The sequence below is a fragment of the Streptomyces sp. NBC_00461 genome, from assembly GCF_036013935.1.
GTDB lineage: Bacteria > Actinomycetota > Actinomycetes > Streptomycetales > Streptomycetaceae > Streptomyces.
In genome coordinates this window covers 5,846,058-5,865,921 of sequence record NZ_CP107902.1, presented here as the reverse complement: position 1 = coordinate 5,865,921, position 19,864 = coordinate 5,846,058, and the positions used below count along the sequence as shown (strand labels likewise).

The window sequence follows — 19,864 nt, the reverse complement described above, 5'->3', positions numbered from 1 at the left end:
GCCGCTCCTTGGTCAACTCCCCTGGTCCTGTGGGCCCTTCATCGCCCGGTGGCGTGCGCGGCGCCCGTCTACCCGTGCGCTGCGGCCAAGTGTGCGGCGAGCCTCGGAGAGGCGAACTCCGTGCCGCACACGAAGCGCATCACGGGGCCGTACGACGACGCGGCCGGCAGGCCCGTGAAGTACAGGCCCGGGACCGAGGAGACGTACCCCGCGCCCAGTTTGGGCGCGCCCCGGCTCACCGCCAGACGTGTGCGCAGTCCGTGGCCGAGGAAGTCCATCGCGGCGATGTCCACGCGGTATCCGGTGGCCGCGATGACGTGGTCCGCGGACAGCTTCTGGAGGCCACCGGCGTGCGTACGGACCGTCAGGGTCGGGCCGCCGTCGGTCGCGTCCGTGCGCACGATCCGGTCGACCTCGCTGACCTGCACCTTCCCCTCGAAGCGGTCGCGAAGCCACCAGGCGCCGAGCGGGCCGAGGACGCGGCGCACCAGATAGTGGCGGGCCTCGGCCGGGAGGTAGCGGTAGGGGTGCGGGTAGTAGCTGAGGGCCCACAGGGACCAGGCGCGGCCGAAGGGCGACTCGGGGCGCAGCTTCGGCTGCTTCCACGGCGGCGCCCCGAAGGCGACCCTGCCGCGGCCGCGGGACACCACCCTGACCTGCGCGCCCGCCTCCGCCGCCAGCGCCGCCGTCTCCAGCGCGGACTGGCCGGCGCCGACGACGATCAGGTCCTTGCCGGCGTAGCGCGTGAGGTCGTGCTGCTGGGAGCTGTGGGAGACCGGGCCCGTGGGCGTGGGCCCGTCCGGCGCGGCCGAGGCGAGCTCGGCCGGCAGGCGCTCCAGGCCGGACAGGCCGGTCGCCACGACGACCGCGCGGGCGGTGAACAACTCGCCCGAGTCCAGCTTCAGTTCGAAGCCGCCGCTCTTGTTCCGCTCCACCGACACGACCCGCACCTGCTCCAGCTCGGGCACCAGCTTCTGCCGGAACCACTCGCCGTAGGCGATGAACGTCTCGACCGGGATGATGTCCTCATCCGTCACGAGCCGCTTGATGCCGGCGGCGTCGCAGTAGTCGACGAGGTTGTGCCCCTGCTGCGGGGCGTCGAAATTGGATGCGGCCGGAGTCGACTTCAGGAGCATTCCGACGGGCATGTGGTCGCGCCAGCTGACCATGGGGTCGCCGAAGACGCGGACAGGGATGCCACGCGCTCGCAGATGGGCGGCGGTCGACAGGCCGAAGGGCCCGGCGCCGATGACTGCAACCGGTTGAATCACGAAGTCCCTCCCCAGGACAATTACTTCGTCACTTCGTGTCCGGCTCTCGCAGCTGGTACTGCTGCTAGCTGCTCGAACTGGTGCTGCTGCCACGGCGGTTGGTCCGCCACAGTTGGTACAGGTGCTTCGCGCCAGGCCGCACGAAGCGCGCGAGCATCGTGACGAAAGGCAGCGGGTCGTCACCCGCGAGCCAGGCCAGCTCCGTCCCGCTCGCGCGCGCCGGTGCGTGCGGCGTCGTATAGCCGCTGCGGCGGTAGGCGAGCAGGGCGGGCAGGTCGATGTTCTCCACGATGTACCGGTGGCCGGCCCGCTGTTCCCCCTCCGGGACGGGGCGTCCGGTCAGATCCAGATGCATGGCGCGGACGACGTCCACCCCCGACTCGTTCTCGAAGAGCCGGAACTGGGCGCCCATGCGCGGGTTGAAGTCGAGGAGTTTGTACAGTCCGTCGCGCCGGTCGAAGCGCAGGTCGAGGTCGATGATGCCGGTGAAGCCGATCTGTTTGATGAAACGCGCGGCGAGGTCCGCGAGTTCCGGATTGTCGACGACGTACGCGTTCGCCGTCATGCCCGCGTGCGGTGGCCAGGAGCGCACCTTGACTCCGGTGAACATGGCGAGCGGGGTCGAGTCCTGGTCGAAGTAGGCGTGCACGATCCAGTCCTCGGCGTCCTCCCGCGGCAGGTACTCCTGGAGGATCACCCCGGGGTGCTCGCCCCAGTCCCGGGCGAGGCTGAGCAGGCCCTCTCGGGTGGCGATCCTCGTCGTGCCGTTCACCGCGGGCTGCTTGCGCCGCATGAACGCCTCGCGGTTCTTGGCCACCATCGGGAAGCGGGCCTTGTCGGCGAAGGCCACGATGTCGTCGTAGGACTGCGGGAACGCGGCGGTCGGGCTCGGGATGCCGTGTTCCACGCACAGTTCGTGCAGGCCCTGCTTGCTGGCGAGGCGGCGCGGCAGGGCCGGTTCGACGCGCGGGAAAAGGAAGAAGCTCTTGAGCGCGTCCTGGTTCTCGGCGATCAGGACGGCTGCCTCCTCGTCCGTGGGGACGAGGACGGTGGGACGGCCGATGCGGCGGCCGACGCGCAGCAGGCCTTCCACCAGGTGGTCGGGATTCTCGGTGCCGGTGGTCGGCCAGACGAAGGCCTTCTTGAGATAGCGGGAGGAGGCGGCGGGCGTGTAGCGGTCCTCCGTGATTGCATACATCGGCACGCCCAGGCGGCCCAGGCTGCGGATCGCGCCGACGCCGCCGTGGTGCAGCGGATAGTCGCCGAACTTGACGATCAGGCCGGGCACATCACGGTCGGCCTCAAAAGGCACACTCCTGCTGCTCCTGGCCACGGGTCCCCCCACGCGTCCCCCCTACGGACCGGACCCACCCCGTCCGTGTCCCCCAAAGGACGCTAAGCCGGAATTGGGGTCTCCGACAAGGCCAATTCGGACATTGCAAACTCTTTAGACACTGCCCAAGAGAGGCAACTCAGCCGTAACGTGTGGCACGACCAGCAGGAACACACGAGAGTGAGGCAGCACCCCATGCCCCCCTTCGATGTACCCGAAGGTGACCCCTTCGGTCCGCACAACCTTCCGTACGGCGTGTTCTCCCCCGCCGGTTCGACGCAGCGGACCGTCGGAGTCCGGCTCGGTGACCAGGTCCTCGACGCGGGCGCGGCGGCGCAGGCGCTCAGCTCGCCGTACGCCACCCTGCTCGCGCGCCCCTCGCTGAACCCGCTTCTCGCAGCGGGCCGCACCGCCTGGTCGGACGTGCGGCGCGCGCTGACGGCGTGGGTCACGGTGCCGGCGCATCAGGGGGCGATCGGATCCTTCCTGCACCCGCTGTCGTCGGTGACGCTCCATCTTCCGTTCGAGGTCGCGGACTACGTCGACTTCTACGCCTCCGAGAACCATGCGCGAAACGTCGGCCAGATCTTCCGCCCGGACGCGGCGGACTCGCTGACACCGAACTGGAAGCACCTCCCGATCGGTTACCACGGGCGCTCGGGGACGGTGGTGGTCTCGGGCACGGACGTCGTACGGCCGTCCGGGCAGCGCAAGGCTCCGGCCGACGCGGCTCCCGTCTTCGGGCCGTCCGTCCGCCTGGACATCGAGGCCGAGGTCGGCTTCGTGGTGGGCGCGCCCTCGGAGCACGGGACGCCGGTGGCGCTCGGCGACTTCCGGGAGCACGTGTTCGGGCTGTGCCTGCTCAACGACTGGTCCGCGCGCGACATCCAGGCCTGGGAGTACGTCCCCCTCGGACCGTTCCTCGGCAAGTCCTTCGCCACGTCGGTGTCCGCGTGGATCACCCCGCTGGACGCCCTGGAGGACGCGCGCGTGGCACCGCCGGAGCGGACGCATGCGCTGCTGCCCTATCTGGACGACACGGACGGCTCGGGCACCTCGGGTGACGGGCCCGGCGGCTACGACCTGCGGATCTCCGTCGCGATCAACGGCCATGTCGTCTCCGAGCCGCCCTTCTCCACCATGTACTGGACGGCGGCGCAGCAGCTGGCCCACATGACGGTGAACGGCGCCTCGCTGCGGACCGGCGACCTGTACGGCTCGGGCACGGTGAGCGGCCCGGAGCTGTCGCAGCGCGGGTCCCTGCTGGAGCTGACCTGGAACGGACGGGATCCGCTGGAACTTCCCGACGGCAAGCGGACGTTCCTGGAGGACGGGGACGTGGTCACGCTCTCGGCGTGGGCGCCCGGGCCGGACGGGACCCAGGTCGGACTGGGCGAGGTGAGCGGCCGGATCGTGACAGGCGGGGTGGAGTGAGCGGGAGTCGCGGGGTGTGGAGTGGGAGTCGCGGGGTGTGACGACGACCGCGCGGGACGTACGGGGCGGTCCGTGCGGGACGTACACGATGACAGTGTGGGACGTACGTGATGGCCGTCAGCCCCTGACTCACGCGCCGTTCGCCGTCATACTGGCGGGCGGGGTCCCGCGCGCCGAGCCGCGTCGTCCCACCGCCCCGCCCCTTCCTCACCAGGATCAGGAGACCGTGGCATGACCGTCTGTCTGCTCCTGCTGAGCGTCGCCGCCGTGATGGCCGCCGTGCCGGTTCCGCGTGCGCTGGTGCGGGCGGCGTGGCCCGAGCGGGAGCCCGTGGTCGCGCTGTGGGTGTGGCAGTGCCTGGTCGCCACCGTGCTGCTGTGCTGTCTGACGGCGCTCGTGCTGGGCGCGGCCGCCGTCTTCCACACCTTCCGCGACCACGTCTTCGCGCCGGCGCCCCCGGCCGTGGCCGCGGCGTACGACCTGACGGCCGCCCCGGCCTGGGCCGTCGCCCTCACCCTGCTGCTGGCCTGCGGTGCCGGCTGGACCACGGCGATGCTCGCGCGTGAACTCGTCGACGCTCGCAGGCGCCGCGGCCAGGCCCGTGCGCACCTGCGTGAACGCGCCCCCGAGCTGCCCGCCGGGCTGGAGGAGACGGCGCGCGGCCCGCTGCTGGTGCTGGAGGACGAGTACCCCGACGCCTGGTGGATGCCGGGCCATCCGCCCCAACTGGTCGTCACGACGGGTGCCCTGCACCGGCTCACCGACCACCAGCTCAACGCCGTCCTCACCCATGAGCGCGACCACGCCCGCGCCCACCACGACTGGCTCCTGCACCTGTCGACCGCCCTGGCCACCGGGTTTCCCCGGGTGCCGCTGTTCGCCCACTTCTGCGACCAGACACACCGGCTGGTGGAACTGGCCGCGGACGACACGGCGTCGCGCCGCTGCGGACACCTCACCACGGCGCTCGCCCTGATCGAGCTGAACCAGCACCGCGGTGTACTGTCCTGCGCCTCCAGCCACCGCCTCCTCGGCGAACGCGTCGACCGTCTCCTCGAACCGCCCCCGCGCCTGGGCCGCCGACACCGTGCCCTCACGACGACGGCGGCGGCGCTGGTGCCACTGCTGCCGCTGCTGATCGCGTTCGCTCCGGGGCTGACGGCGCTGGGGTGACCGCCCTCCCCCGGACACCGGGGTTGTGGCAGATCTTACATCGGCGCAACTGTTTCCCCAGGTCAGCGAGTTGTCTGACGCCTTCACAGGTGGCGCAACATTCCCGCAACACCGCCTTCCCTACCAGGTCGCTATGGTTCGAAACATGCCACCCAGCGACCGCATCCGAGACCACGCCGGCCAGGGCGCGACCACCGTCGCCGCCCACCGTGCGCGGCGCCGGTTGCGGGCCGACCAGGCCAGGCAGCTCGCCGACCTGCTGCGCCATCAGCTCCTGGCCGGCGGGTTCCCGGACGGCACACTCCCCCACGAGACGATCCTCGCCACGGACTACCGCGCCACCCGCAACACCGTCCGTCAGGCCCTGGACCTGCTCAGGGCCGAAGGCCTCGTGGACCGGCTCCCCGGAGTCGGCACGGTGGTCGTCGCCCAGAAGTACCCGCACGGCCTCGACCGGCTGATGGGCCTCGCGGAAACCCTCCGCGAGCACGGCCGGGTCACCAACGAGGTCCGCACCATGGGCCCCGCCCCGGCACCGGCCCCGGTCGCCGACCGCCTGCACGTCCAGCCCGGCACCGACGTCCTCTACATCGAACGCCTGCGCCGCCTGAACGGCCTCCCCCTCTCCCTCGACCTCACCTACATCCCGCTCGACATCGGCACCTCCCTGCTCGGTGCCGACCTGGAGAACACCGACGTCTTCCGCCTCCTGGAGACGATCACCGGCCAGGGACTCGGCCACGCCGAGATCACCCTGGAAGCGGTGAACGCGGACACCCATTCCGCCGCCGTGCTCGAAGCCCCGCACGGTGCGGCCGTCCTCATGCTGGAACGGCTCACGCACCTCGCCGACGGCCGCCCGGTGGACCTGGAGTTCATCCGCTTCCGCGGCGACCGCATCACCATGAGCGGCCTGCTGCACCGCGTCCTCTAGCCCCCTTATCTGACCCGTTTCCTGGAGACAGCCATGCCTTTGGCGCCCCAGCGGGCCGACGTGCCCGTGACCATCGACGAGTCGAAGTGCATCGACGGCTGCACCCTCTGCGTGGACATGTGCCCGCTGGACTCCCTCGCCATCGACGACAGCAGCGGCAAGGCCTACATGCACGTCGACGAGTGCTGGTACTGCGGCCCGTGCGCGGCCCGCTGTCCCACCGGAGCCGTGACGGTCAACATGCCCTATCTGCTCCGGTGAGAGGCCCGAACCCGATGTCCCGCACCTCTGTGAAACGCACGACGGTGGCCGTGTCCACCGCCGCTCTCCTCCTTGCGCTGAGCGCCTGCGGCGGCAGCGCCGAGGCGGGTGACGGCAAGAACGTCACCATCACCGTCGGCTACCAGTCGAAGACCATCAACACGGTCACGGCCGGCACCCTCCTGCGCTCCCTCGGCTACTTCGAGAAGGACCTCAACGCCCTCCACGACGGCCACACCTACAAGGTCGACTGGCAGGACTACGCCACCGGCGCCCCCATCACCGCGCAGATGACCGCGGGGAAGATCGACATCGGTTCGATGGGCGACTTCCCGCTGCTCATCAACGCCGCCCGGGGCAAGCAGCTCGGCAAGCCCACCCACCTGGTCTCCGTCACCGGCTACAACCTCCGCGGCGGTCTCAACACGATCGTCACCTCCCCCGACTCGAAGCTGGCCTCCCTCGGCGACCTGAAGGGCAAGAAGGTCTCCACGAGCATCGGCTCGGCCGCCGACGGCACCCTCGTACGGGCCCTGCAGCGCGCCGGCATCGACCCCGAGAAGGGCATCGAGAAGCTCAACCAGCAGCCCGCGGTGGGTGCTTCGGCCCTGTCGGCGGGCAGCGCGGACGCGCTGTCCCAGTTCGTCGCCTGGCCGGGCCTGCTCACCTTCCAGGGCAAGGCGAAGGCGCTGTACGACGGCGCCCAGCTGAACCTCCCCACCTTCCACGGTGTCACCGCCCGCGAGGACTTCGCGAAGCAGCGGCCGGCCGTACTGGAGGCCTTCCTCAAGGCCCAGTCGGAGGCCACGGACTACCTCAACGCCCATCCGGTCGCCGCCGCCGATTCGGTCGCCAAGGCCACCGGCCTGCCCGCCGAGGTCGTCTACCTCTACAACGGCGCCCACGGCATCTCCACCTTCGACCCGGCGGTCAAGCCACAGCTCGTCTCCGCGCTGAAGCAGGACGTCTCCGTGCTGAAGGCGGCGAAGCTGACCGGCGACATCGACGTGGACTCCTTCGTCGACGACCAGTACGTGAAGAAGGCCCTCGGCACCGCCTACACCTCGCGGCTCACCTCGAAGCCGCCCGCCGCCGCGAGCGAGGTGTGGCCCAAGGGCTCCGAGAAGACGATCGGCTTCAAGTCCCCTGCCGCGCTGCTGGGTTACGTCGCCCAGCACAAGGACGGTATCCGCGCCGCGTACGTCCCCGACGCCACCACCGGCACCCTCTGGTTCGCCGACAAGGCGGTCTGGGTGGCCGACGGCGACCAGCTCCTCCCCTTCGTGGCGCCGGCCACCGCGAAGGCGTACGTCGCCGCGCACGGGGGCGCCCGAGTCATCACGTACGCCGACGCGCTGGGGCGGGCGTCGTGAGCCCGCAACCGCGGGGGCGGGGCAGGTTCGCGCTCCGCTATCCGCGGCGAGCGGGCCGCTTCGCCCTGCGGCTCGCCTCGCTAGCGGCCGCCCTCGGCGCCTGGCAGCTGCTGGCCGGCCTGAAGATCGACCTGTGGCTGCGCTTCTCGCAGTTCCCCACGGTCGTCGACGTGGCCCACGCCTTCGCCGACCGGCTGTCCGGGCCCGACTACTGGACGGACCTCACCGACAGCCTCACCCGCATCCTCACCGGGTTCCTGCTCGCCGCCTTCCTGGGCGTGGCGACGGGCGTGCTCGTGGCGCGCTCCCGTCTCGCCGAGGACCTGCTCGGCCCGGTCCTGGAGGTGATCCGCCCGATCCCGGCGATCGCCCTCGTCCCGGTCGCGATCCTTCTGTTCCCGTCCAACGAACAGGGCATCGTCTTCATCACCTGCACCGCCGCCTTCTTCCCGGTCCTGGTCTCCACCCGGCACGCGGTCCGCGCGCTGACGCCGGTGTGGGAGGAGGCCGTGCGCACCATGGGCGGCGGCCGGTGGCGGGTCCTCGGCTCGGTCATCCTGCCGGGCGCGCTGCCCGGCATCTTCGGCGGCCTGTCCGTCGGCATCGGCGTCTCGTGGATCTGCGTGATCTCCGCCGAGATGATCTCCGGCCAGTACGGCGTCGGCTACCGCACCTGGCAGGACTACACCGTCGTCAACTACGCGGGCGTGTTCGTCGGCATGGTCACGATCGGCGTGCTCGGCTGGCTCACCTCCACGGCCGTGGAACTCCTCGGCCGCAGGCTGACGCGCTGGCTGCCCCGCACGTCGTACGTCCCCGCCGGCAGGCCCCGGCCGGCCCGCGCGGCCGCCCCGGCGGCCCCCGCCTCCGCGCCCACCCGGACCAAGACCGACCCGTCGACCGAGGAGGCACGCGATGAGCACCTCGTCTGACACCGAAGTGACCGCCGCCCCGCGCACCGACACACAGGCGCAGACGCCGCCGGCGGTACGGGGCACACGGCTCACCCTTGGCCGCGCCGCGCTCGGCCGCCCCGACGCCCCGGTCCTGGCGGACGTCGACCTGGATGTCGCACCCGGCGAGATCCTCACCGTCGTAGGACCCTCCGGCTGCGGCAAATCGACCCTGCTGCGCACCCTGGCCGGCCTGCTGACGCCGTTGGCCGGGGAGATCACCCAGGACGGAAGCCCGCTGACGGGCCCTTCCGCCGAACGCGCCCTGATCTTCCAGGAGGACGCCCTCCTGCCCTGGCGCACCCTGCGCGCCAACGTCGAACTGCCGCTCGCCATCAGGGGTTTGTCGCGCACCGAGCGCCGCGCCCAGGCCGAGTCCTGGCTGGGCCGGGTCGGACTCGCCGACCACGCACGGCACCTGCCGCACCGCGTCTCCGGCGGACAGCGCCAGCGCGCCCAGCTGGCCCGCGCCCTCGCGGGGGCGCCCCGCGCCGTCCTCATGGACGAACCCTTCGGCGCGCTCGACGCCCAGACCCGCGCCGGCATGCAGGACCTGCTGGTGGAGGTGCTCCAGGGCACGGGCGCGACCGTCGTCTTCGTCACCCACGACGTCGACGAGGCCCTGTTTCTCGGCGACCGTGTGGCGCTCCTCGGCAACGGCCGGCTGACCGCCGTACGCGACGTGCCGCGCCCGCGCGACCGTACGGCGCACGACGACCCCGCGCGCGTGGCGCTGCGGCGCGACGTCCTCTCCTCACTCGGTACCTGAAAGGCCCCCCGGTGACCACCCCCGTGAACACGCCCCTGGAGATCCCCGCGCTCACCGACGCCGAGGAGATCCGCTGCGACGTCCTCGTCATCGGCGGCGGCACCGCCGGCACCATGGCCGCGCTGACCGCCGCCGAGCACGGCGCGAACGTGCTCCTCCTGGAGAAGGCCCACGTCCGCCACTCCGGCGCGCTCGCCATGGGCATGGACGGCGTCAACAACGCGGTCATCCCCGGCCGCGCCGAACCCGACGACTACGTCGCCGAGATCACCCGCGCCAACGACGGCATCGTCGACCAGTCCACCGTCCGCCAGACCGCCACCCGCGGCTTCGGCATGGTGCAGCGCCTCGAGTCGTACGGCGTGAAGTTCGAGAAGGACGAGCACGGCGACTACGCGGTCCGCCAGGTCCACCGCTCCGGCTCCTACGTGCTGCCGATGCCGGAGGGCAAGGATGTCAAGAAGGTCCTGTACCGGCAGCTGCGGCGGCGCGAGATGCGGGAGAAGATCCGCATCGAGAACCGGGTGATGCCGGTACGGGTGCTGACCGCCGAGGGGCGGGCCGTGGGGGCGGTCGGCTTCAACACGCGCACCGGCGCGTTCGTCACCGTCCGCGCCGGAGCCGTGATCCTGGCGACGGGCGCCTGCGGCCGCCTGGGTCTCCCCGCCTCTGGCTACCTCTACGGCACGTACGAGAACCCGACCAACGCGGGTGACGGCTACTCGATGGCGTATCACGCGGGCGCCGAGCTGACCGGCATCGAGTGCTTCCAGATCAACCCGCTGATCAAGGACTACAACGGCCCCGCCTGCGCCTACGTCGCCAACCCCTTCGGCGGCTACCAGGTCAACCGCCATGGCGAACGCTTCGTCGACTCCGACTACTGGTCGGGGCAGATGATGGCCGAGTTCGCGGCGGAGGTCGCGAGCGACCGCGGCCCCGTGTACCTGAAGCTGAGCCACCTTCCGGAGGAGTCGGTCTCCGCCCTGGAGTCGATCCTGCACTCCACGGAGCGCCCGACCCGCGGCACCTTCCACTCGGGCCGCGGGCACGACTACCGCACCCATGACATCGAGATGCACATCTCCGAGATCGGCCTGTGCGGCGGCCACTCGGCCTCGGGCGTCCGGGTCGACGACCACGCCCGTACGACGGTCCCCCGCCTGTACGCCGCCGGCGACCTGGCCTGCGTTCCGCACAACTACATGATCGGCGCGTTCGTCTTCGGCGACCTGGCGGGGGCGGACGCATCCCAGTACCAGTCCTACGAGGGCGAGTTCCCCGAGGACCAGCTGCGCGAGGCGCACGAGCTGATCTACCGCCCGCTGCACCATCCGGAAGGCCCGCCGCAGTCCCAGGTCGAGTACAAGCTGCGCCGCTTCGTGAACGACTACGTGGCCCCGCCGAAGTCGGGGGCCCGGCTGTCCCTGGCCCTGGAGGCCTTCGAGCGGATGCACGACGACATCGCGGAGATGGGCGCACGCACCCCGCACGAACTGATGCGCTGCGCCGAGGTCTCCTTCATCCGCGACTGCGCCGAGATGGCCGCGCGGGCCTCGCTGGCCCGCACGGAGTCCCGCTGGGGTCTCTACCACGACCGTCTCGACCACCCCCAACGCGACGACGCCTCCTGGTTCCACCACCTCGACCTGCACAAGTCCCCCTCTGGCTCCATGGAGTTCACGGCCCGTCCCGTGGCTCCCTATCTCGTCCCCGTCGACGAGTTCACCCCCGTCGGCGGTCCTTCCCGGCACCTCGGCGAGGTCCACGCCGAGGACGTCGCCACGGCCGGCTCCCGCGATGTGGCACCGGTGGCCTCCGGGGCACGGGAGGTGACGCCGGCGGCCGTGGCCGAGACCGCCGGGCCGGGCGGGGACGACACCCCCGACTCGCCGGAGTCCCGTCCCGAACAGACCTCCGCCCGTCTCCTGGAACTCGTCGCCCTCTCCGAGGAGGAGCCCGAACTCCACGCCCTGAGGCCCTACTTGACGGACCTGTCACCCGCCGTCCGGCGCGAGGCCGTCGCCGTCCTGACCGAGACGGTGCCGCCGGGCACCGGCCCCGCCCTCGCCGAGGCTCTGCGCGACGCCGCCGCCGAGGTACGGGCCGCCGCAGCCGCGTCCCTGCGCGAGCTCGTCGAGACGCTGCCGCCGGAACCCGCCCTGCGGGACGGCCTCTCCGCCGCCCTCGCCGAACCGGACCCGGTCGTCCGGGCCGCCGCCCTCGACGTCCTGCGCGCCCTGCGCCTCGGTGACGCGGCGCTGTTCACGGGCTTGCTGACCGACGCCGTCATCTCCGTGCGCATCGAGGCCGTACGAGCCCTCGTCTCGGTCGACGCCGCCACCGAACTGGCCAACGCGGCGACCGCCGACCCCTCCCGGGAGGTCCGCGTCACCATCGCCAAGTCCCTGGCGACGGTGTGGGCGGCTCGGGTGGAGGGCACAGAGGGTGCCGCGGCAATGTCCGGAAACCTCAGCCCCGACCTCGACCCTGACTCCGTTCTCACGGCCCTGGCGGACCTCACCGGCGACCAGGACGCGCTGGTCCAGGGCGCCGCCTACGGGGCGCTGGGCACCACGGGCTGCCCGGCACCGCTCGCCGCACGCGCCGTGGCCGCACTGTCCGACTCGGCCTGGCAGGTGAGGCAGGGCGCCGCGACAGCGCTGTCCGCCGCCGAGCCGGACGTGGCCATCCCCGCCCTCGCCAAGGCGCTCGCCGATCAGAACGCCGACGTACGCAAGGCAGCCGTGCTGGCCCTGACCCGGCACAGCGGCGCCGAGGACGCCCGGGCCGCCCTGTCCACGGCCACTTCGGACTCGGACGCGGATGTGAGGGCGTACGCGGCACGGGCTCTGTGACTGCCACCGACTGCCCGGCGCACCAAACTCCGACCCGGGCGGTCGGCTCGCCCCTCGCCTATATCCAGTCGTCCGGTTCCGGCTCGGCATCCATCTCGGGCCAGTGGTCATCACCGTGGCCGCCGTCGCCGGCCGACCCCGAACCGGCCCCCGACGCCGAACCGGCTGCCGGAGACGAACCGACTGCCGGAGACGAGTCGGCCGTGGGGGTCGAGCCGGCCGTCGGGGTCGAGCCGGGTGCCCCGCCCAGCTCGGCGAGCACCTCCAGCACGCCCTCCCCGTACGTCACCAGCTTCTTCTCGCCGACCCCGCTGATGCCGCCGAGCTGCGTGACCGAGGTCGGCCAGGCGGTGGCGATCTCCCGCAGCGTGGCGTCGTGGAAGATGACGTACGCCGGGACGCCCTGCTCCCGGGCCTGCTCCGCGCGCCAGGCGCGCAGCGCCTCGAACGCCGGCTGCAGCTCCTCGGGCAGCTCGGCCACGGCGGCCTTGGCCTTGCGCTCGCCCTTTCCGGAGGACGACGACGCCGACCGTGAGGGCGCCGGCTTCTTCGGCTCCTTGCGCAGGGGCACCTCCCGCTCCCGCCGAAGCACCGTCCCGCTGTCCTCGGTCAGCACCAGAGTGCCGTACTCCCCCTCCACGGCGAGCAGTCCCTGCGCCAGCAACTGCCGTACGACACCACGCCATTCGCCCTCGGCGAGTTCCTCGCCGATGCCGAACACGGACAACTGGTCGTGGTCGAACTGGATCACCTTCGCCGTGCGTTTCCCGAGCAGGATGTCGACGATCTGGATCGCGCCGAACTTCTGCCCGCGCTCGCGCTGCAGCCGCACCACCGTCGACAGCACCTTCTGCGCCGCGACCGTGCCGTCCCAGGTCTCGGGCGGGGTGAGGCAGGTGTCGCAGTTGCCGCAGCCCGCCGGGTCGGGGTCCTGGCCGAAGTAGGCGAGCAGCTGGCCGCGCCGGCACTGGACGGTCTCGCACAGCGCCAGCATCGAGTCCAGGTGGGCTCCGGCCCGGCGCCGGAACGCCTCGTCGCCCTCGCCCAACTGGATCAGCTTGCGCTGCTGTATGACGTCGTTGAGGCCGTATGCCATCCATGCCGTCGACGGCAACCCGTCCCGGCCGGCGCGTCCCGTTTCCTGGTAGTAGCCCTCGACGGACTTCGGCAGGTCCAGGTGGGCCACGAAGCGCACGTCCGGCTTGTCGATGCCCATCCCGAAGGCGATGGTCGCCACCACGACCAGGCCCTCCTCGCGCAGGAACCGGGACTGGTGCGCCGCGCGCGTGCCCGCGTCCAGGCCCGCGTGGTACGGCACGGCCTCGATGCCGCTGCGGCTGAGGAACTCCGCCGTCGACTCCACCGACTTGCGGGACAGGCAGTAGACGATGCCCGCGTCCCCGGCGTGCTCCTCGCGCAGGAAGCTCAGCAGCTGCTTCTTGGGGTCGGCCTTGGGCACGATGCGGTACTGGATGTTGGGCCGGTCGAAGCTCGCCTCGAAGTGCCGGGCCGTCGGCATGTGGAGCCGCTGGGTGATCTCCTGATGCGTGGCGTGCGTGGCCGTGGCCGTGAGCGCGATCCGCGGGACGTCGGGCCAGCGCTCGCCGAGCAGGGAGAGGGCCAGGTAGTCGGGGCGGAAGTCGTGGCCCCACTGGGACACGCAGTGCGCCTCGTCGATGGCGAAGAGCGCGATCTTGCCACGGGAGAGAAGGTCGAGCGTCGAGTCGAGCCGCAGCCGCTCCGGCGCCAGGTACAGCAGGTCCAGCTCGCCGGCCAGATACTCGGCCTCGACCACTCTGCGCTCGCCGAAGTCCTGCGTGGAGTTCATGAACCCGGCACGCACGCCGAGCGCCCGCAGCGCGTCCACCTGGTCCTGCATCAGCGCGATGAGGGGCGAGACCACGATGCCCGTACCAGGTCTGACCAGGGCCGGGATCTGGTAGCACAGGGACTTGCCGCCACCGGTCGGCATGAGGACCACCGCGTCGCCGCCGGTCACCACATGCTCGATGACCGCTTCCTGCTCGCCGCGGAAGCTGTCGTACCCGAAGACGCGGTGGAGTGTGGCCAGCGCCTCGCTCTCGCCGTGTGCCGCCGATGTGTGTGCTGCGGTCGTCACAACCGTCCCGCCCATTCCGTGCATCGCTCGTCCCCCGTGCGTCGTCCCTCGACCACTGCGTCCACGATAGGGGTCGGCACCGACAGTGCCGGAGTTATCCACAGGTCCGGACACATGTGCGGCCGGCATGAGCGCGGGGAGCGCGGGGAGCACGGGGTGACCGGCGCGCGAGCGCTGGGCGAGCAGCGCGGGACGCGCGAAGGCCCCGGTTCCCACCTGCGGAACCGGGGCCTCTCGGACGTACAGCCACAGCCCGTCAGCGCACGAACACTCCGGCCTGGCTCGCCAGGTCCAGGAAGTACTGCGGCGCCACACCGAGCACCAGCGTGACCACGACACCGAACCCGATCGCGGTCATCGTCAGCGGCGACGGGACGGCGACCGTCGGGCCGTCGGGACGCGGCTCGCTGAAGAACATCAGCACGATCACGCGGATGTAGAAGAACGCGGCGACCGCGGACGAGATCACACCGACCACGACCAGCGGGGCCGCGCCGCCCTCCGCCGCCGCCTTGAACACGGCGAACTTCCCGGAGAAACCGGAGGTCAGCGGAATGCCGGCGAAGGCCAGCAGGAACACCGCGAACACGGCCGCCACCAGCGGGGAGCGGCGTCCGAGGCCGGCCCACTTGGACAGGTGCGTCGCCTCGCCGCCCGCGTCCCGCACCAGTGTGACCACCGCGAAGGCGCCGATGGTCACGAAGGAGTAGGCGCCCAGGTAGAAGAGGACGGACGAGACGCCGTCCTTCGAGGTCGCGATGACACCCGCGAGGATGAATCCGGCGTGCGCGATCGACGAGTACGCCAGCAGTCGCTTGATGTCGGTCTGCGTGATCGCGACGATCGCGCCGCCCAGCATGGTGACGATCGCGACGGCCCACATGACCGGCCGCCAGTCCCAGCGCAGCCCGGGCAGGACGACGTAGAGCAGCCGAAGCAGCGCACCGAACGCCGCGACCTTCGTCGCCGCCGCCATGAACCCGGTCACGGGGGTCGGCGCGCCCTGGTAGACGTCCGGCGTCCACATGTGGAACGGGACGGCGCCCACCTTGAACAGCAGCCCCATGACGATCATCGCGCCGCCGACGAGCAGCAGCGCGTCGTTGCCCATGGTGCCGGCGAGCGCTGGGTCGACGTTCGTGACGGTGCCGTCGACGACCTGCGCGATCCGCGCGTACGACACCGAGCCCGCGTAGCCGTACAGCAGCGCGATGCCGAACAGCGTGAACGCGGAGGCGAACGCGCCGAGCAGGAAGTACTTGACCGCTGCCTCCTGCGACATGAGCCGCTTGCGGCGGGCCAGGGCGCACATCAGGTACAGCGGGAGGGAGAAGACCTCCAGGGCCACGAACAGGGTCAGCAGGTCGTTCGCCGAGGGGAACACCAGCATGCCCGCGACCGCGAAGAGCAGCAGCGGGAAGACCTCGGTGGTGGTGAACCCGGCCTTGACCGCGGCCTTTTCGCTCTCGCTGCCCGGCACGGACGCCGCCTGTGCGGCGAAGGAGTCGACCTGGTTGCCGTGCGCCTCCGGGTCCAGGCGGCGTTCGGCGAAGGTGAACAGGCTGACGAGGCCGGCCAGCAGGATCGTGCCCTGGAGGAACAGGGACGGTCCGTCGACGGCGATCGCGCCCATCGCCGCGATGTGTGCCTTGGTGGTGCCGTATCCGTCGGCCGCGAGCGCCACGACCGCCGCGAAGGCGGCGCAGAGCGCGACCGCGGACACGAACACCTGTGCGTAGTAGCGGGACTTGCGCGGCACGAACGCCTCGACCAGTACCCCGACGATCGCCGCGCCCAGGACGATCAGGGTGGGCGACAATTGCCCGTATTCGATCTTCGGTGCGGGGATCTTCGCGATCGGGTCGGCCGCGGTTGCCGCCGTTGTCCACAGGCTGTGGACGGCTGATGCGCTCACTTGGCCGCCTCCACTGCGGGCTTGGGGTCTTTCTTGTGCACGTCGGACAAAGTCGACTTGACCGCCGGGTTCACGATGTCCGTGACCGGCTTCGGGTACACGCCCAGGAAGATCAGCAGAACGATCAGGGGCGCCACGACCACGAGTTCACGCGCGCGCAGGTCAGGCATCGCGGAGACCTCCGCCTTCACCGGGCCCGTCATCATCCGCTGATAGAGGACGAGGGTGTAGAGCGCGGCGAGCACGATGCCGAATGTCGCGATGATCCCGATTGCCGGATAGCGCGTGAACGTGCCGACCAGGACCAGGAATTCACTCACGAACGGCGCGAGACCGGGGAGCGACAGAGTGGCCAGGCTGCCGATCAGGAACGTTCCGGCGAGCACCGGTGCGACCTTCTGCACACCGCCGTAGTCGGCGATGAGCCGCGACCCGCGCCGGGAGATCAGGAAGCCCGCCACCAGCATCAACGCGGCGGTGGAAATACCGTGGTTGACCATGTAGAGCGTGGCCCCGGACTGCCCCTGGCTGGTCATCGCGAAGATGCCCATGATGATGAACCCGAAGTGCGAGATCGACGCGTACGCCACCAGCCGCTTGATGTCCCGCTGGCCGACGGCGAGCAGCGCCCCGTAGATGATGCTGATCAGGGCGAGGACGAGGATGGCGGGCGTCGCCCACTTCGACGCCTCCGGGAACAGCTGGAGGCAGAAGCGGAGCATCGCGAAGGTGCCCACTTTGTCGACGACCGCCGTGATGAGCACGGCCACCGGTGCGGTGGACTCCTGCATCGCGTTGGGCAGCCAGGTGTGCAGTGGCCACAGCGGCGCCTTCACCGCGAACGCGAAGAAGAAGCCGAGGAACAGCCAGCGCTCGGTGTTGGTCGCCATGTGCAGCGAGCCGTTGGCGCGGGCCTGCACGATCTCCTGGAGGCTGAAGTTGCCTGCGACCACGTAGAGGCCGATCACCGCGGCCAGCATGATGAGGCCGCCGACCAGGTTGTAGAGGAGGAATTTCACCGCCGCGTACGACCGCTGCGTCGACGCCGCCTCCTCGCCGTGCTCGTGGGCACGGTCCCCGAAGCCGCCGATGAGGAAGTACATCGGGATGAGCATGGCTTCGAAGAAGATGTAGAAGAGGAAGACGTCGGTGGCCTCGAAGGAGATGATCACCATCGCCTCGACGGCCAGGATCAGGGCGAAGAAGCCCTGCGTCGGCCGCCACCGCTTGCTGCCGGTCTCCAGCGGGTCGGCGTCGTGCCAGCCCGCGAGGATGATGAACGGCATCAGCAGGGCAGTCAGCGCGATCAGGGCGACCGCGATGCCGTCCACGCCCAGCTCGTACTTGACCCCGAAGTCCGCGATCCACGCGTGTGATTCGGTGAGCTGGTAGCGGTCGCCGTCCGGGTCGAAGCGGACCAGGATGGTGATCGCGAGGGCGAGTGTGGCGAGCGAGACGAGCAGCGCCAGCCATTTGGCCTTGGTGCGTTGCGCGGCCGGCACGGCTGCCGTGGCGACCGCCCCGAGGGCCGGGAGGACCGCCGTCGCTGTCAGCAGAGGAAAGGACATCGGTATCAGACCGCCCTCATCAGCAGGGTCGCGGCGATGAGGACCGCCGCACCGCCGAACATCGAGACCGCGTACGACCGCGCGAAGCCGTTCTGGAGTCGGCGCAGCCGTCCGGACAGGCCGCCGACCGAGGCCGCCGTGCCGTTGACGACACCGTCGACCAGGGTGTGGTCGACGTACACCAGGGAGCGCGTGAGGTGCTCGCCGCCGCGGACCAGGACGACGTGGTTGAAGTCGTCCTGCAGCAGGTCGCGCCGGGCGGCTCGGGTGAGCAGCGACCCGCGCGGGGCGACGACCGGGACCGGGCGTCGGCCGTACTGGGCGTACGCGATGGCGACACCGACGACCAGGACGACCATGGTGGCCAGCGTGACCGTGAGGGCGCTGACCGGCGAGTCGCCCTCCTGGTGACCGGTGATCGGTTCGAGCCAGTGCAGGAAGTTGTTCTGGAGGTTGAACAGGAAGCCCGCGGCGACGGATCCCACGGCCAGCACGATCATGGGGATCGTCATGGTCTTGGGCGACTCGTGCGGGTGCGGCTCGTTGCCGTTCTCATCGGGCTGCCAACGCTTCTCTCCGAAGAACGTCATCAGCATCACGCGCGTCATGTAGTACGCCGTGATCGCCGCGCCCAGCAGTGCGCAGCCGCCGAGGATCCAGCCCTCGGTGCCGCCCTTGGCGAACGCCGCCTCGATGATCTTGTCCTTGGAGAAGAAGCCGGACAGTCCCGGGAAGCCGATGATGGCGAGGTAGCCGAGGCCGAAGGTGATGAAGGTGACCGGCATGTACTTCCTGAGGCCGCCGTACTTCCTCATGTCCACCTCGTCGTTCATGCCGTGCATGACCGAGCCGGCGCCGAGGAAGAGCCCGGCCTTGAAGAAGCCGTGCGTCACCAGGTGCATGATCGCGAAGACGTAGCCGATGGGGCCGAGGCCCGCCGCCAGCACCATGTAGCCGATCTGCGACATGGTCGAGCCGGCCAGCGCCTTCTTGATGTCGTCCTTCGCGCAACCGACGATCGCACCGAACAGGAGCGTGACGGCACCGACCACGGTGACCGCCAACTGCGCGTCGGGCGCCGCGTTGAAGATCGCTGCGGAGCGGACGATCAGGTACACGCCCGCGGTCACCATCGTCGCGGCGTGGATGAGGGCCGAGACCGGGGTCGGGCCCTCCATCGCGTCCCCGAGCCAGGACTGCAGCGGCACCTGTGCGGACTTGCCGCACGCGGCGAGCAGGAGCATCAGGGCGATCGCCGTGAGCTTGCCCTCGGATGTGTTGCCGACGCTGTCGAACACCGGCCCGAAGGCGAAGGTCCCGAACGTCGAGAACATCAGCATGATGGCGATGGACAGGCCCATGTCGCCGACGCGGTTGACCAGGAAGGCCTTCTTGGCCGCCGTCGCCGCGCTGGGCTTGTGCTGCCAGAAGCCGATCAGCAGGTAGGACGCCAGACCGACGCCCTCCCAGCCGACGTACAGCAGCAGGTAGTTGTCGGCGAGGACCAGCAGGAGCATCGCCGCGAGGAACAGGTTCAGATAGCCGAAGAAGCGGCGGCGGCGCTCGTCGTGCTCCATATACCCGACCGAGTACAGATGGATCAGCGAGCCGACACCGGTGATCAGCAGGACGAACGTCATCGACAGCTGGTCGAGGCGGAAGGTGACGTCCGCCTGGAATCCCTCGACGGGAATCCAGGTCCACAGGTGCTGCATCAGGGTCCGGTGCTCGGCGTTCTTCCCCAGCAGGTCGGCGAAGAGGACGACGCCGATGACGAAGGAGGCGGCCGCGAGGACCGTGCCGATCCAGTGGCCGACGGCATCGAGCCGCCGGCCGCCGCACAGCAGTACGGCCGCTCCGAGCAGTGGCGCCGCCACCAGCAGCGCAATCAGGTTCTCCACGA

General features: G+C 70.6%; 14 protein-coding genes. 8 read left to right on the top strand and 6 right to left on the bottom strand.

What is annotated here, in order from left to right; translation table 11 throughout:
• Positions 1–68: 68 nt before the first annotated feature.
• Both OG870_RS27545 and OG870_RS27540 read right to left on the bottom strand, forming a co-directional pair.
• Positions 69–1,271, bottom strand: a complete 1,203-nt coding sequence (locus OG870_RS27545; protein ID WP_266589332.1) for an NAD(P)-binding domain-containing protein — start codon at positions 1,269–1,271, stop codon at positions 69–71.
• 64 nt (positions 1,272–1,335) lie between these two features.
• The gene (locus OG870_RS27540; RefSeq protein WP_266519507.1) at positions 1,336–2,583 is read right to left on the bottom strand and encodes a carboxylate--amine ligase; all 1,248 of its coding nucleotides are present in this window, start codon (positions 2,581–2,583) and stop codon (positions 1,336–1,338) included.
• A 216-nt stretch (positions 2,584–2,799) separates the two neighbouring features.
• Here OG870_RS27540 and fahA point away from each other — a divergent pair, with 216 nt between their 5' ends.
• The 8 genes from fahA to OG870_RS27500 all read left to right on the top strand — a co-directional run bounded on the left by fahA (position 2,800) and on the right by OG870_RS27500 (position 12,359).
• Complete coding sequence (gene fahA, locus OG870_RS27535; RefSeq protein ID WP_327691630.1) at positions 2,800–4,038, top strand: fumarylacetoacetase; 1,239 nt, start codon at positions 2,800–2,802, stop codon at positions 4,036–4,038.
• A gap of 231 nt (positions 4,039–4,269) precedes the next feature.
• Positions 4,270–5,211: a M56 family metallopeptidase gene (locus OG870_RS27530; RefSeq protein ID WP_327667185.1), complete on the top strand. Its 942-nt coding sequence runs from the start codon at positions 4,270–4,272 to the stop codon at positions 5,209–5,211.
• 145 nt (positions 5,212–5,356) lie between these two features.
• Positions 5,357–6,145: a GntR family transcriptional regulator gene (locus OG870_RS27525; protein WP_266519501.1), complete on the top strand. Its 789-nt coding sequence runs from the start codon at positions 5,357–5,359 to the stop codon at positions 6,143–6,145.
• A gap of 33 nt (positions 6,146–6,178) precedes the next feature.
• Positions 6,179–6,406 (top strand): 4Fe-4S dicluster domain-containing protein, encoded by a 228-nt coding sequence (locus OG870_RS27520; protein ID WP_016437651.1) that lies wholly within the window; start codon positions 6,179–6,181, stop codon positions 6,404–6,406.
• Between the two features lie 14 nt (positions 6,407–6,420).
• Positions 6,421–7,779 carry an ABC transporter substrate-binding protein gene (locus OG870_RS27515; protein WP_405659234.1) on the top strand — a complete coding sequence of 453 codons (1,359 nt, stop codon included), beginning with the start codon at positions 6,421–6,423 and terminating at the stop codon, positions 7,777–7,779.
• A complete protein-coding gene (locus tag OG870_RS27510; RefSeq protein ID WP_266589322.1) occupies positions 7,776–8,711 on the top strand; it encodes an ABC transporter permease in 936 nt (311 codons plus the stop codon). Before OG870_RS27515 ends, OG870_RS27510 begins: the two co-directional genes overlap by 4 nt.
• The gene (locus OG870_RS27505; RefSeq protein ID WP_266519496.1) at positions 8,695–9,501 is read left to right on the top strand and encodes an ABC transporter ATP-binding protein; all 807 of its coding nucleotides are present in this window, start codon (positions 8,695–8,697) and stop codon (positions 9,499–9,501) included. The genes OG870_RS27510 and OG870_RS27505 overlap by 17 nt, the downstream gene beginning before the upstream one ends.
• An 11-nt stretch (positions 9,502–9,512) precedes the next feature.
• A complete protein-coding gene (locus tag OG870_RS27500) occupies positions 9,513–12,359 on the top strand; it encodes a fumarate reductase/succinate dehydrogenase flavoprotein subunit (protein ID WP_327691627.1) in 2,847 nt (948 codons plus the stop codon).
• Positions 12,360–12,417: 58 nt separating this feature from the next.
• On the opposite strand, the gene recQ is transcribed toward OG870_RS27500, so the two are convergent.
• The 4 genes from recQ to nuoL form a co-directional block, all read right to left on the bottom strand.
• The gene (gene recQ, locus OG870_RS27495; RefSeq protein WP_266520553.1) at positions 12,418–14,493 is read right to left on the bottom strand and encodes a DNA helicase RecQ; all 2,076 of its coding nucleotides are present in this window, start codon (positions 14,491–14,493) and stop codon (positions 12,418–12,420) included.
• Positions 14,494–14,734: 241 nt separating this feature from the next.
• On the bottom strand, positions 14,735–16,393 hold the full coding sequence (nuoN, locus tag OG870_RS27490; RefSeq protein ID WP_266519492.1) for an NADH-quinone oxidoreductase subunit NuoN: 1,659 nt from the start codon (positions 16,391–16,393) through the stop codon (positions 14,735–14,737).
• Complete coding sequence (locus tag OG870_RS27485; protein WP_327691625.1) at positions 16,390–17,961, bottom strand: NADH-quinone oxidoreductase subunit M; 1,572 nt, start codon at positions 17,959–17,961, stop codon at positions 16,390–16,392. The genes nuoN and OG870_RS27485 overlap by 4 nt, the downstream gene beginning before the upstream one ends.
• A 5-nt stretch (positions 17,962–17,966) precedes the next feature.
• On the bottom strand, positions 17,967–19,862 hold the full coding sequence (gene nuoL, locus OG870_RS27480) for an NADH-quinone oxidoreductase subunit L (RefSeq protein WP_266519488.1): 1,896 nt from the start codon (positions 19,860–19,862) through the stop codon (positions 17,967–17,969).
• Between the last annotated feature and the right edge of the window lie 2 nt (positions 19,863–19,864).

What these genes read in the sequence shown, in the direction of transcription:
- recQ (WP_266520553.1), bottom strand. Translation starts at nt 14,493, where the DNA reads ATGGGCGGGACGGTTGTGACGACCGCAGCACACACATCGGCGGCACAC.
- OG870_RS27515 (WP_405659234.1), top strand. Translation starts at nt 6,421, where the DNA reads ATGTCCCGCACCTCTGTGAAACGCACGACGGTGGCCGTGTCCACCGCC.
- OG870_RS27530 (WP_327667185.1), top strand. Translation starts at nt 4,270, where the DNA reads ATGACCGTCTGTCTGCTCCTGCTGAGCGTCGCCGCCGTGATGGCCGCC.
- fahA (WP_327691630.1), top strand. Translation starts at nt 2,800, where the DNA reads ATGCCCCCCTTCGATGTACCCGAAGGTGACCCCTTCGGTCCGCACAAC.
- OG870_RS27525 (WP_266519501.1), top strand. Translation starts at nt 5,357, where the DNA reads ATGCCACCCAGCGACCGCATCCGAGACCACGCCGGCCAGGGCGCGACC.
- OG870_RS27505 (WP_266519496.1), top strand. Translation starts at nt 8,695, where the DNA reads ATGAGCACCTCGTCTGACACCGAAGTGACCGCCGCCCCGCGCACCGAC.
- OG870_RS27485 (WP_327691625.1), bottom strand. Translation starts at nt 17,961, where the DNA reads ATGTCCTTTCCTCTGCTGACAGCGACGGCGGTCCTCCCGGCCCTCGGG.
- OG870_RS27520 (WP_016437651.1), top strand. Translation starts at nt 6,179, where the DNA reads ATGCCTTTGGCGCCCCAGCGGGCCGACGTGCCCGTGACCATCGACGAG.